Origin of the sequence: Ilumatobacter sp., from assembly GCF_965215205.1 — a bacterium.
GTDB lineage: Bacteria > Actinomycetota > Acidimicrobiia > Acidimicrobiales > Ilumatobacteraceae > Ilumatobacter_A.
The window spans coordinates 251,984-263,796 of sequence record NZ_OZ244049.1; the positions used below are offsets into that span (position 1 = coordinate 251,984).

Annotated in this window: 13 protein-coding genes; 9 read left to right on the forward strand and 4 right to left on the reverse strand. The window is 72.2% G+C overall.

The window, feature by feature from the left end; genetic code table 11:
- Window positions 1-61: 61 nt before the first annotated feature.
- On the reverse strand, window positions 62-859 hold the full coding sequence (gene ddaH / locus ACOOHC_RS01370) for a dimethylargininase (RefSeq protein WP_420452219.1): 798 nt from the start codon (window positions 857-859) through the stop codon (window positions 62-64).
- A gap of 185 nt (window positions 860-1,044) precedes the next feature.
- On the opposite strand from ddaH, the gene ACOOHC_RS01375 reads away from it, so the two are divergent.
- The 5 genes from ACOOHC_RS01375 (at window position 1,045) to ACOOHC_RS01395 (ending at window position 6,735) form a co-directional block, all read left to right on the forward strand.
- A complete protein-coding gene (locus tag ACOOHC_RS01375; protein WP_420452220.1) occupies window positions 1,045-1,848 on the forward strand; it encodes an alpha/beta fold hydrolase in 804 nt (267 codons plus the stop codon).
- An 87-nt stretch (window positions 1,849-1,935) separates the two neighbouring features.
- Window positions 1,936-2,427, forward strand: a complete 492-nt coding sequence (locus ACOOHC_RS01380) for a pyridoxamine 5'-phosphate oxidase family protein (protein ID WP_420452221.1) — start codon at window positions 1,936-1,938, stop codon at window positions 2,425-2,427.
- A 107-nt stretch (window positions 2,428-2,534) separates the two neighbouring features.
- The gene (locus ACOOHC_RS01385) at window positions 2,535-3,926 is read left to right on the forward strand and encodes a DUF3089 domain-containing protein (RefSeq protein ID WP_420452222.1); all 1,392 of its coding nucleotides are present in this window, start codon (window positions 2,535-2,537) and stop codon (window positions 3,924-3,926) included.
- Between the two features lie 141 nt (window positions 3,927-4,067).
- Entirely contained in the window at window positions 4,068-5,291 is a 1,224-nt protein-coding gene (locus ACOOHC_RS01390) for an acetyl-CoA C-acetyltransferase (RefSeq protein WP_420452223.1), read from the forward strand.
- Window positions 5,292-5,343: 52 nt separating this feature from the next.
- Window positions 5,344-6,735: a DUF2254 domain-containing protein gene (locus ACOOHC_RS01395; protein ID WP_420452224.1), complete on the forward strand. Its 1,392-nt coding sequence runs from the start codon at window positions 5,344-5,346 to the stop codon at window positions 6,733-6,735.
- Window positions 6,736-6,742: 7 nt separating this feature from the next.
- On the opposite strand, the gene ACOOHC_RS01400 is transcribed toward ACOOHC_RS01395, so the two are convergent.
- Window positions 6,743-7,186 (reverse strand): hemerythrin domain-containing protein, encoded by a 444-nt coding sequence (locus ACOOHC_RS01400; RefSeq protein ID WP_420452225.1) that lies wholly within the window; start codon window positions 7,184-7,186, stop codon window positions 6,743-6,745.
- Between the two features lie 217 nt (window positions 7,187-7,403).
- On the opposite strand from ACOOHC_RS01400, the gene ACOOHC_RS01405 reads away from it, so the two are divergent.
- Complete coding sequence (locus ACOOHC_RS01405; protein WP_420452226.1) at window positions 7,404-7,793, forward strand: hypothetical protein; 390 nt, start codon at window positions 7,404-7,406, stop codon at window positions 7,791-7,793.
- Between the two features lie 72 nt (window positions 7,794-7,865).
- Window positions 7,866-8,624 carry a SigB/SigF/SigG family RNA polymerase sigma factor gene (locus ACOOHC_RS01410; protein ID WP_420453842.1) on the forward strand — a complete coding sequence of 253 codons (759 nt, stop codon included), beginning with the start codon at window positions 7,866-7,868 and terminating at the stop codon, window positions 8,622-8,624.
- 9 nt (window positions 8,625-8,633) lie between these two features.
- Here ACOOHC_RS01410 and ACOOHC_RS01415 read toward each other — a convergent pair whose 3' ends face one another.
- On the reverse strand, window positions 8,634-9,956 hold the full coding sequence (locus ACOOHC_RS01415) for an FAD-dependent oxidoreductase (RefSeq protein WP_420452227.1): 1,323 nt from the start codon (window positions 9,954-9,956) through the stop codon (window positions 8,634-8,636).
- A gap of 203 nt (window positions 9,957-10,159) precedes the next feature.
- Between ACOOHC_RS01415 and ACOOHC_RS01420 the strand changes: the two genes are divergently transcribed.
- On the forward strand, window positions 10,160-10,468 hold the full coding sequence (locus ACOOHC_RS01420) for an STAS domain-containing protein (protein ID WP_420452228.1): 309 nt from the start codon (window positions 10,160-10,162) through the stop codon (window positions 10,466-10,468).
- A 106-nt stretch (window positions 10,469-10,574) separates the two neighbouring features.
- Window positions 10,575-10,907: a hypothetical protein gene (locus tag ACOOHC_RS01425; RefSeq protein WP_420452229.1), complete on the forward strand. Its 333-nt coding sequence runs from the start codon at window positions 10,575-10,577 to the stop codon at window positions 10,905-10,907.
- A gap of 52 nt (window positions 10,908-10,959) precedes the next feature.
- Here the strand turns inward: ACOOHC_RS01425 and ACOOHC_RS01430 are convergent, their stop codons facing one another.
- The gene (locus tag ACOOHC_RS01430) at window positions 10,960-11,808 is read right to left on the reverse strand and encodes a mechanosensitive ion channel family protein (RefSeq protein ID WP_420452230.1); all 849 of its coding nucleotides are present in this window, start codon (window positions 11,806-11,808) and stop codon (window positions 10,960-10,962) included.
- Between the last annotated feature and the right edge of the window lie 5 nt (window positions 11,809-11,813).

Here is an 11,813-nt window from a genome sequence, read left to right on the forward strand (position 1 = left end):
CACGGCCGCCGGACGGCGACCGTCGCCGCTCGGGAGACGCCGTCGAGGAGGCCCGGCCGACTCAGTCGATGCCGTCGTGGAGGCGGACCGACAGGCAGGTCACGCACCCATCGAGCTTCTCGAACTCGCCGATCTCGACGGCGACGACCTCGTAGCCGAGGGAGGCGTACTCGTCGGCCGACCGCGGGCAGCTCGCGGCGACGAGGATCCGTCCGTCGCCGAGGTCGACCACGTGCGCGCCCGACTCCTCGGGGACCATGCGGATCGAGGCGAACAGATCCGGGCGGTCCACGAAGGGCCGCCACCCGACGACGGTCCCGTCCGGGAGCGCGGTCAGGCACGACTTCAGGTGGAGCGCCGCGGTCACCGGCACCTCGACGACCTCGGACCCGGCCGGGGCGAGCAGGGCGCGGAGCTGGTCGATGCCGGCGGCGTCGGTTCGAGCGCTGCGACCGGCGTACACGGTGCCTCCCAGGTCGAGCAGGTCGCCACCGTCGAGGGTCGCCGGTGCCTCGATCGCCGCGACCTCGAAGCCGAGCTGCGCGAAGCGGTGGGCCAGGCCCTCGGTCTCGCCCCGACGGGACCGCGCACCCGGTCGCGTGACCACGGCGAGCTCGCCGTGCACGAACACGGCGTCCTCGACGAACACGCCGTCGGGGTGGTCGTCGGCCGGCTCCAGCTCGAAGATCTCCCATCCACGAGAGCGCATCGCCTCGACGTAGCCCTCCCACTGCTCGCGCGCGCGATCCGCATCGACGGGCTCGCGCACGGTCGTCGAGACCTCGCCCTCGGCGAGACGGGGGCTCGGACGGCGCACCACCGCACGGCGCGTCGTGGGAGGGGAGGCCGGGAGGTCCATCGAGCGGACGCTACGCCCCCGGCACCGCCGTGGCAGCGCCCCCGACCCGACCGGCCCGCCGCCCGACCGGCCCGCCGCCCGACCGGCCCGCCGTCCGGCTGCGACGACGCATCGCACGCCCGACCCGAGCCGGCCCGGCATCGCCGGAGCGCGGGGACCGCCGCAGGTGCGCGACACTGCGAGGCGTGCCTCACGTGGACGTCAACGGGATCTCGCTGCACCACGAGGTGCACGGACGCGAGGACGGGCCGTGGGTGCTGAACATCGGGGGATCCGGCGGTGACCTCCGCCAGACGCTCCCCGAACGCTCTCCGCTGAACCGCGAGCTGCGGGTGCTCTCGTACGACCAGCGCGGACTCGGGCGGACCGACAAGCCCGACCACGTCCACGAGATGTCGCACTACTCCGACGACGCCGCGGCCCTGATCCGCGAGGTGGTCGGCGGGCCGTGCCACGTGATCGGCACGAGCTTCGGCGGGATGGTCGCGCTGAACCTCGCGCTCGACCACCCCGACGTGGTCGACCGGATGGCGGTGGTGTGCACCTCCCCCGGCGGCGATCACGCGTCGTACCCGCTCGAGACCCTCGCCGGGCTCGATCCCGACGAGCGCTTCGGCACCCGCATGGGCCTGATGGACGACCGCTGGGACCCCGACGCGGACGAACCGATCCCGGGCCTCGGGGCGATCTACGACGTGCTGGTCCGCCAGGCCGCCGACGCCGAACCCGACGCCGAGACGGCCGCCGGGGCGGCGCGCCAGCTCGACGCGCGCAGCCGCCACGACGTGGTCGATCGCCTCGGCGAGATCCGGCGACCGACCCTCGTGTGCGCCGGACGACACGACCGCACGGCGCCGCTGGCCAACTCCGAGCTGATCGCGAGGGCGATCCCCGGCGCCCGCCTCGAGGTGTTCGACGGGGGGCACCTGCTGATGTTCCAGGACCGGCGCGTCTTCCCGACGATCGTCGAGTTCCTGACCGCCCCCTGACGCCCGGCGTCGCCGACCGGGTCGTCCGGGGAGAGGGATCTCGGGTCCGACCGGGAGGGCGTGCACGGGGTCGGCGAGACTCGGCCCATGCCCGGACTGACGACCGACGAGCTCACCGCCTTCCTCGACGAGCCGGGGCACCTGCTGCGCCTCGGCACCAACGGAACCGACGGGGTGCCACGGGTCGTGCCGATCTGGTTCGTCCACCGTGACGGGGCGATCTGGTTCACCCCGCGAGCGAGGTCGGCGTGGCTCGCCGACCTGCGCGCCGATCGGGCGGTGTGCGCGACGATCGACGAGACCGCCGCACCGATGCGCAAGCTGATCGCCCGCGGCACCGCCGAGCTCGTCCACGACCTGGGCGAGGACGACGAGTGGCGGCCGATGTACCGCGAGATCGCGTACCGCTACACCTCCGAGCGGTTCGCCGACGCCTACGTCGAGGACACGATCGACGAAGAGCGCGCCCTGCTCCGCCTCGACCTCGGTTCGGCCGAGGTCGCGACGTGGCGGATGCCGTCGCCGGATCGCGGCGAGGACCCGCTCGCCGTGTGGGGACGGCAGTACTACCACCGCTGAGACGGGTCCCCGCGGGTCGCCCGTCGGCGACGCCGCACCGGCCCGTGGGCGACGGTCGCGCTCGGCACGAGCGCTCGCTCGTCGATCGGGTGTGATGGGATGGGGCGATGCGCCACGACCGGATCGCCGCCGCCGTGACCGTCGCGGCCCTGCTCGCCGCCGCCTGCTCGTCGGGCGCCGGCGACGGGAGCGATGCCGCCGCGGATCCGTCGCCGACCGCGACGGCCGCCCCGGTCGCTCCGACGACGGTGACCGCCGCGACCGATCCGGGCGAGTCGGACGCGACCGTCCCGCTGGCCGAGGGTGAGCCCGACGCGACCGCGGCGACCGACACGACGGAGGCGTCGACCGACGCGACCGACGCACCGGCGGAGACGTCCACCGAGGCGTCGGACGCGGGCGACGGCGTCGGCGCGGCGTCGGCGGGGCCGTCGTTCGCCCCGCTCCCCGAGGGCTACGACGGCTACGTCAGCGAGGTGTACGCCGACGACTCCTCCTGGATGTGCCGCCCCGGTCTGGCCGACGACGTCTGCGAAGGCGACCTCGACGCGACCGCCGTGTTCGCCGACGGCACGACCGAGCCCCGCCCCCACGAGGCGGCGACCGACCCGGCGGTCGACTGCTTCTACGTCTACCCGACCGTCTCGCGGGACCCGACGGCCAACAGCGACCGCGAGGTGGCCGAGGACCAGGAGGTCGCCACCGTGCTCAACCAGGCGGCGCGCCTCGGCGCGGCCTGCCGGGTGTTCGCGCCGATCTACCGCCAGATCACGCTCACCGCCCTGTCGGGGGCCGTCGCAGCCGACGAGGCGGCGCGCGCGACGGCCGCCGCCGACGTGCTCGACGCGTTCCGCCACTTCGTCGCGAACGACGCGGCCGACCGGCCGTTCGTGCTCGTCGGGCACTCCCAGGGGGCGGGCATCCTGAACCGGTTGATCAGCGAGGAGATCGACACCGAGCCGGCGCTGCGCGAGCGGATGGTGTCGGCCATCCTCCTCGGCACGACCGTGGCCGTCGGTGCCCACCCGGAGGTCCCGGCGTGCACGAGCGCGAGCGACGTCGGCTGCCTCGTCAGCTACTCGACCTACCGGGCGACCGCGCCACCCGCGCCCGGTGCCTTCTTCGGATCGGCCGACGGCGAACCCGCCGTGTGCGTCAACCCGGTCGATCCCGCGGGCGGTGCTGCTGGGTCGACCCCGTACTTCCGGGTCGGGGGCGGCGGGCTGCTGGGCGGATCGGCCACCCCGTTCGACCCCGGGGTCGACGCCTCCGTCGAGACCGAGTGGGTGACCTACCCCGACATGCTCACCGTGGAGTGCCGTGACGACGGGGTCTACGGCTGGCTGTCGATCGAGACCACCACCGCGCCCGGGCCGCGCACCGATGACATCGGCGGGGACCTCACCCCCGAGTGGGGGATGCACCTCGTCGACGCGAACATCGCGATGGGCGACCTGGTCGAGCTCGTGCGCGGCCAGTCGGTCGCGTTCGGGGGCTGACCGACCACGGCGCGCCGCGGCGGTCCCGCCGGGCGGGACGGGTCCGGGACCGGACCGGGCGGCGTGCGCTCCGACGTGACGCGCGTCGCCGGCGCCGTCCGGATGCCGAGCGCGGACGCGGGGGGCCGTATCGTCGGGCCCATGTCCGACGCACTGATCATCGACGCCTGCCGCACCCCCCGGGGGATCGGCAAGCAGGGCAAGGGCGCGCTCTCGCACCTCCACCCCCAGCACCTCGGCCGCACCGTCCTCGAGGCGCTCGTCGAGCGCAACGGGTTCGACACCGCCGACGTCGATGACGTCGTGTGGGGGACGAGCTCGCAGGTGATGGAGCAGGGCGGCGATCTCGGCCGCATGGCCGCGCTCGACGCCGGCTACGACGTGACGGCCAGCGGCGTCACCCTCGACCGCTTCTGCGGGTCCGGGATCACCAGCGCGAACATCGCGGCGGCCTCGGTGATGGCCGGCATGGAGGACCTCGTCGTGTCCGGCGGCACCGAGATGATGTCGCTGCCGAAGAAGGGCATCCTGCCCATGGGCGCCGGCAACGAGCACCTGCAGGAGATCCACCCCCAGTCCCACCAGGGCGTGTGCGCGGACGCGATCGCGACCCTCGAGGGGATCTCGCGCGACGACCTCGACGCGCTCGCCGTCGTGTCCCAGGAGCGCGCTGCCCGGGCGATCGAGGAGGGCCGCTTCGACAGGAGCCTGATCCCCGTGCTGAACATGGACGGATCGGTCGCGCTCGACCGCGAGGAGTTCCCCCGTCCCGGCACGACCGTCGAGACGCTGGCCAAGCTGCCGCCGAGCTTCCCCCAGATCGCGGACTACCGGCACACCGAGGACGCGAAGACGTTCCGCGAGCTGATCAACCAGAAGTACCCCGACCTCGACATCGAGCACGTCCACCACGCCGGCAACTCCTCCGGCGTCGTCGACGGCGCGGCCGCGATCCTGTTCGCGAGCCCCGAGTACGCACGGGCCCACGGGCTCACCGCACGTGCGCGGGTGGTCGCGACGGCGAACATGGGCGACGATCCGACGTTGATGCTCAACGCCCCGGTGCCGTCCGCTCGCAAGGTGCTCGAGCGGGCTGGGATGACCCTCGACGACATCGACGTGTTCGAGATCAACGAGGCCTTCGCCGTCGTGTCGGAGAAGTTCCAGCGCGACCTCGACCTCGACCGCGACAAGGTGAACATCAACGGCGGGGCGATGGCGCTCGGTCACCCGATCGGCGCGACGGGCGCGATCCTGATCGGGACCGTGCTCGACGAGCTCGAGCGCCGAGACGAGCAGGTCGGCCTGATCACGATGTGCGCGGGCGGGGGGATGGCCCCCGCGATCATCATCGAACGGGTGTGAGCGATCCGACGATCGGCGTCCGGCGCGCCCGGCCCCCTCGTGGAGCGCGAGCGTGATCGACTCGCTGCGCGACTTCTTCGCCGAGCGCTTCGGATGGGTGCGCATCGACCAGGTGGTGGATCGGATCCGCCACCGCCTGACGTTCGTCCCGGTCGTCTACGTCGTCGTCTCGCTGATCGTCTCGCAGCTGCTGCTGTGGGGGGACCGCACCGTCTGGGCCGATTCGCTGCCGGTGCTGCTCACCACCACGGTGACCAGCGCCCGATCGGTGTTCGCCGCCCTCGCCGGCGGGTTGATCACCTCGATCACCCTGGTGATGTCGATGATGCTCGTCGCCGTCCAGCTGGCGAGCTCGCAGTTCTCGCCGCGCACGTTGCGCGACTGGTTGAGCGATCGGGTGCTGCAGCACACGATCGGTCTCGTCCTCGGGACGACGGTGTTCAACCTGATGGCGCTGCGCTCCACCCGCAGCTTCGCGGAGGACGGCCGCGAGGTCGTCCCCCACGTCACCGTGCTGGTCGCGGTGGTCCTCGGGGTGGTGTCGCTCGTGGCGGTGGTCCGCTCCGTCGACCACCTGACCCACAGCCTGCGCATCGGGTCGGTGGCCGAGCGCATCGCGACGGCCACCATCGCCGCGATCCGCTCCAGCGAGGACGTGCGCCCCGGTCAGGGATCGGCGGCCGTGCCGGCGGCGTCGGAGATCGACCCACGCCACGTCGGTCCCGACGAGGTCCCCGACGGCGCCGCCGCGGTCGAGGCCTGGACGACGGGATGGATGCAGCAGTTCGACTCCGAGGCCGTGATCCGGGCGCTGCCGGAGGGGGCGACCGGGCACGTCGTCGCGACGCTCGGCGGGTTCGTCGTCGAGGGGACGCCCCTGATGTGGATCTCGCCGCCACCGGACGAGGAGGACGAGTGTTGGGACGCGGTGCTCCACGGGTTCGCGATCGGCGACTCGCGCACCCTGCAGAGCGATGTCGCGTTCGGCATCCTCCAGCTCACCGACATCGCGCAGCGCGCCCTGTCCCCGGGGATCAACGACCCGTCGACGGCGAACGACGTCCTGGTCCACCTCGGAGCGGTGCTGCTCGCGGCGTGGTCGCTGCCCACCGTCGAGGCGGTGCGCAGCGAGGACGGCCGGACCCTGGTGCGCACCGAGCTGGGCCACGCGGACCTCCTCCACCGTGCCCTCGATCCGATCCGGCGCGACGCGGACGACGACCCGTCGGTGCTCATGACCATGATGCGTCAGGTGCTCCTCGTGCGATCCGAGGCGTTGCGCCGCCAGCTCCCGGGTCCCATCGGCCCGCTCGACGAGTTCGTCCGCGAGGCGCTGCGGATGATCGACGGCTCGACCTGGCGTGGCCACGACGTCGACGAGCTCGTCGAGCTGGTGACGTCGATCGGGCTCTCCGTCGACCGCACGGCCTTCGGCGCCCGCTGACCGGGGGTCAGTCGTCGGATCGGCGGCGCTCCATGTCGGCGACGTAGTCGTCGGCGAGCGACGTCTTCGCGTCGTCCGACAGGATCTGCCCGGCGACCGGGAAGACCTCCGACTCCTCCTCGGCGAGGTGGTGGAGGAGCCGCTCGCGCAGCTCCTTCGCGGTCTGGAGCCACTGCGACCCCGACCGCTCGTACCCGTCCATCCGCTCGACGAAGTCGTCGAGCTCCTTGTGCTCGGCGACGGAGTGCCGGGCCGCCTCCTGGGTCGTGTCGTTCTCCATCAGGGGGACGTAGAAGTAGCGCTCCTCCGCGCCGGCGTGAGCCTCCAGCTCGCGCTTGAGCCGGGCCCACAGGTCATCGCGACCGTCGCTGTCGCCCTCGGTCTGCACGACCAGGTCGATCAGCGTCCGCTGGGTCTCGTGGTCGTCTCGGATGGATTCGAAGATGGTCATCGTGGGTTCCTCTACGGGTCGTCGGTTCCGGGCGCGGGTCGTCGCCGTTCGCCGGGCGTCCCCGTTCCCGACATGGCGGCCGCCGAAACCCCTCGCAGGTCCGCGGGCGCCGTTCGGCACGGCGTCGGTGGGGCGCGGGAGTTTGATCGCACGATGCCCGGTCAACACTGGCCGCCATGAGCGTGCGCCCGGGGTCCCGTCGTCGCGGTGCTCGGCCGTGAGCCCTGCGAGCGTCGACGATCTGGACGACGTCGTCCAGGTCGACCTCCCGTTGAGGGTCGAGCACGCCGCCACCCTGCGGGTCCTCGTCGCGTCGCTGGCGTCGGAGGTCGGCTTCTCGGTCGACGAGATCGACGACCTGCGCCTCGCGGTGAGCGAGGTGTTCGCCCTCCTGACCGATGCGTCGCCGCTCGGTCGTTGCGTGGCGCGGCTGCACGTCTCGGACAACCTGATCGACGTCCTGCTCACCGGTCCGGACGTGACCGCCGGGGTGCACCTCGATCCGCTGGCGTCGACGATCCTTACCTCCGTCGTCGACGAGCACCACCCCCTCGACAACGGTGTCCGGCTCGTCAAGCGCGCGACCGAGACGAGCGCGTCGCGGTGAACGAGGGGAAGATCGCTCCCTGACGGCGACAGATGCGCCTCGCGGACGTACCGTGACGAGCTGGTGACCCGCATGAGCGACGATCTCGAGCTGTTCCGCGAGTTCGCGCGCACCCGATCGCGCGCGACCCGCAACCGCCTCGTCGAGGATCACATGGGCCTCGCCGCGCACGTGGCGAAGCGGTTCGGTCGCAGCGGCCGCCCCGACGACGACCTGCGGCAGGTGGCGATGGTCGGCCTCGTCAAGGCGGTCGACCGGTTCGATCCCGAGTACGGGGCGTCGTTCTCCTCCTTCGCCGGTCGGACGATCGAGGGCGAGCTGAAGCGGTACTTCCGCGACAAGTCGTGGGCGGTCAAGGTGCCGCGCAGCGCCAAGGAGCTGCACCTCGCGGTGCGCAACGCGAACGAGGAGCTGACGCAGCGCGACGGGGTGTCACCCTCGGTCGACCAGCTCGCCACGCACCTGCGGGTCGACCGTGACGACGTGCTGCGCGGCCTGTCCGCGACGGCGGCCTCGACGATCGGGACGATCGATGCGGGCGTCGGCTCCGACGGCACGGCGACCGACCGGATGGGGGTGCTCGCCCAGGACGATCGGGGTTTCGAGCACGCCGAGAACCGTGACCTCGTGGAGCTCCTGCTCGAGGGGCTCGCGCCGCGCGAGCGCGAGATCGTCGAGCTCCGCTTCTACGACGAGCTGTCGCAGTCGGAGATCGCGGATCGGGTGGGGGTGTCGCAGATGCACGTCTCGCGCCTCCTGCGCAGGTCGTTCACCCAGATGCGCGAGATGATGGACGACCGGCGCGGCGCCGAGGCGTCCGTCGACGGCTGAGCGGCGCGCTCAGTCGGCGTCGAGGGCGGCGATCACGTCCGAGTAGGCGACGCCGAGGCACTCGCCGACCGTCGGGAAGGGTTGGATCGTCCGTGCCAGGACCTCGAGGGGCACCTGGCCGTCGATCGCGACGACCAGAGCGTGGACGATCTCGTCGAAGCGGGGTCCGATCCCGTGCGCGGCGACGAGGCACCTCGACGACCGGCTCGCCGCCAGCGCGAGGAAACCGGACGGGAGCTCGTCGGTGGAGAGCCGCGCGACGTCGACCTCGGTGCCGGACCACACCACGTCGGGGTCGTCCTCGGTCTCGGCGCAGGTCGGACCGACCACCATCAACGGCGGGTCGATGAACTGGCACGCCGGCACGACCGACGCGCCGAAGGAGCGATCGCCGTCGCCACGGAGGTGGTCGGCGACGACGGCCGCGTGGCGGTTCGCGACGTGGGTGTACTGCTCGCGCCCGGCGGCGTCGCCCATGATCCACAGCGACGTGGGTCCGGCGACCCGTCCGGCGTCGTCGACGTCGAGGTCGGTCGGATCGAGCCCGAGCGACTCGAGGCCCAGCCCGTCGGTCGACGGTCGGCGCCCGACCACGACCAGCACCACGTCGCAGCGGATCACGTCCGCTCCGTCGATCTCGATGACGACCTCGTCGTCGACGAGGCGGCACGAGGTCGGCTCCACGCCGTAGTGGGTGCGGACGCCGGCTCGTTCCATGCTGGAGAGGATCTCCTCGCCGACGCGCGGGTGCATGCCCTCCGCGGGGGACTCGTCGGTGTCGACCATGGTGACGGTGGAGCCGAACCCGCTGTAGATCTGCGCGACCTCGCCACCGATGATCCCTCCACCGATGATGCCGAGCCGCTCGGGCCGCTCGGACGTCGTGAGCGCGTCCTCGCTCGTCCACATCCGCTCGCCGAGGGTGTCGAGCCCGTCGATGTCGGGCACCACCGCGTCGGCCCCGGTGGCGATCACGACGTGGCGGGCGTTCCACCGACGACCGTCGGCCTCGACGACCCCGTCGTCGACGATCTTCGCCTCCGCCGAGACGATGGTCGCGCCCTTCTCCTCGTTGTCCTCGCGGTGCGAGGAGTCGTCGAGGTGGCTGACGACCTCGTCGCGCCGCTCGACGGCGGTCTCCCAGGTCGCCGAGCGCTTGGCGTCGTGGAGCATCGACTTGCTCGGCATGCAGGCGAGGAACGGGCACTCGCCGCCCACCAGGCGGGGCTCGAACATCACGATCGAGAGCCCCGACCCCTCGAGCCCGCGCACCAGCGCCTCGCCGGCGGACCCGGCTCCGATGATCGCGACGTCAACGTCGGTCGCGCTCATCGGGCCACCTCGGGAGACGTTCGGGGACGCGGGGGCGGGGCGACCGGGAGGCACCGATGTCGGGGCGACGTTTCCGGGAGGAGCATGGCGGCGGACGTACCCCTGGCCCCGAGCGGTCAATCATGTCCGCACGGGTGCGGTGGTCGAGCGGCACCGACCGCACGAGATGGCAGGACGGAGCCGAACCGGTACGATCGCCGTCCATGTCGGAATCCCCCACCCGCCTCTCGATCGTCGAGGACGACGGAACCGTCGGCGTCACGGGCGACGTCGACGCGTACTCGGCCCCCGACCTGGCCGCGGCGCTCGAGCCGCTGCCCGGCGACGGCACCGTGACCCTCGATCTCGCCGGTGTGGGCTTCATGGACTCCAGCGGGATCCGCGTCCTGGTCGACGCGCACCAGCGCGGCGTGGACCAGCAGCGTCGGGTCGTCGTGGCGAACCCGAGCCGGTCCGTGCGCCGCATCCTCGAGATCAGCGGCCTGCTGGAGCACCTCAACGTCGAGTCCTGAGCTCGGGCGGTGACCGGCCGACGCCACGGATCCGTCCTCCTCGGGCCGGGCCGCGAGCAGGGTGGGCGCGGGTTTGACCCCGTCGTCCCACGTGAACCCTGCCCTCATGAAGAAGACGTCGAACGCCCACAACCTCTACGACTCGGCGAGTTCGCTGACCGCCCGTCCGCGTGCGTTCGTCTCCGACCTCGACATCGGTGACTACGACCTCGACCTCCACGACGCCGCCGACAGCGTCGTCGACTTCGCCGGTGATGTCGCCGACCGCGCCGGAGACGTCGCGGCCCTCGCCGCGGTGGAGAGCGTCCGGGGCGCACGGTCGCTGTCGCGCACGATCCAGCGCAACCCCGAGGTGTCCATCGCGATCATCGCGGCGGTGGTCGCGCTGATCGCCTACCTCTCGGTGAGGAAGAGCTCCGACGACACCCGTCGCGTGTGACCGACCCACGGCGTCGACCCACGGCGTGCGGTGACCGCGATGGTCGGGCCGTTCAGGCGTCGGTCTCGCCGGCCCACCACATCGTGCGCTGCGGGAAGGGGATCGTGATCCCGGCGTCCGCCAGCGCGGCTTCGACGGCGAAGCCGACCTCGCTGCGCACCTTCCAGAACTCGGCGATCGTCGGCGTGTGCCAGAAGCGCACCGAGAAGTCGATGCTCGAGTCGCCGAAGGCCTCGAAGTAGACCTCGACCTCGGGCGCGGACAGCACGCCCTCGACCTCCATCACAGCGGAGCGGATGACGCGCTCGGCGCTTCGCAGATCGGTGCCGTAGGCGACCCCGACGGGAAGCGACGTCCGCCGCCGCCCGCGCTTGGTGTAGTTGACGATGTCCGCTCGGATGACCGTCGAGGACGGGATCTTCACCAGCTCCCCGGCCGGGGTGAGGATCGTGACGAGTCGGGAGTCGATCCCCTGCACCGTGCCCTCGTGCTCGTTGACCATGACCTGCTCGCCGTAGGTGAACGGGCGCTGGATCTGGAGCAGGACCCCCGCGACGAAGTTCTCCAGGATGTCCTGGAGCGCGAAGGCGAGCGCGATGCCGGCCACGCCGAGCGCTCCGAGCACCAGAGCGATGTCGACGCCGAGCGATTCGAGCGCGTAGACGAAGCCGACGACGACGATCACGTACCCGACGAGGCGTGCCATCAGCACGGCGAGAGCCGGGTCGAGCCGGTTCTGGCGTCGCAGCAGTCGGGTGAGGATCGACTTGGCGATGATCGACAGGACGACAGCGACGGCGAAGACCACGCCGGCCGTGATCCAATCGGAGGCGGCCACGCCGGAGAACTCTTCGGCGATGTCCGCCGTGGGGTCGTCGGGGGGCACGGACATCGACGGCATCGGCC

What these genes read in the sequence shown, in the direction of transcription:
- ACOOHC_RS01380 (WP_420452221.1), top strand. Translation starts at nt 1,936, where the DNA reads ATGCCCGGACTGACGACCGACGAGCTCACCGCCTTCCTCGACGAGCCG.
- ACOOHC_RS01390 (WP_420452223.1), top strand. Translation starts at nt 4,068, where the DNA reads ATGTCCGACGCACTGATCATCGACGCCTGCCGCACCCCCCGGGGGATC.
- ACOOHC_RS01420 (WP_420452228.1), top strand. Translation starts at nt 10,160, where the DNA reads ATGTCGGAATCCCCCACCCGCCTCTCGATCGTCGAGGACGACGGAACC.
- ddaH (WP_420452219.1), bottom strand. Translation starts at nt 859, where the DNA reads ATGGACCTCCCGGCCTCCCCTCCCACGACGCGCCGTGCGGTGGTGCGC.
- ACOOHC_RS01385 (WP_420452222.1), top strand. Translation starts at nt 2,535, where the DNA reads ATGCGCCACGACCGGATCGCCGCCGCCGTGACCGTCGCGGCCCTGCTC.
- ACOOHC_RS01410 (WP_420453842.1), top strand. Translation starts at nt 7,866, where the DNA reads ATGAGCGACGATCTCGAGCTGTTCCGCGAGTTCGCGCGCACCCGATCG.
- ACOOHC_RS01425 (WP_420452229.1), top strand. Translation starts at nt 10,575, where the DNA reads ATGAAGAAGACGTCGAACGCCCACAACCTCTACGACTCGGCGAGTTCG.
- ACOOHC_RS01400 (WP_420452225.1), bottom strand. Translation starts at nt 7,186, where the DNA reads ATGACCATCTTCGAATCCATCCGAGACGACCACGAGACCCAGCGGACG.
- ACOOHC_RS01430 (WP_420452230.1), bottom strand. Translation starts at nt 11,808, where the DNA reads ATGCCGTCGATGTCCGTGCCCCCCGACGACCCCACGGCGGACATCGCC.
- ACOOHC_RS01415 (WP_420452227.1), bottom strand. Translation starts at nt 9,956, where the DNA reads ATGAGCGCGACCGACGTTGACGTCGCGATCATCGGAGCCGGGTCCGCC.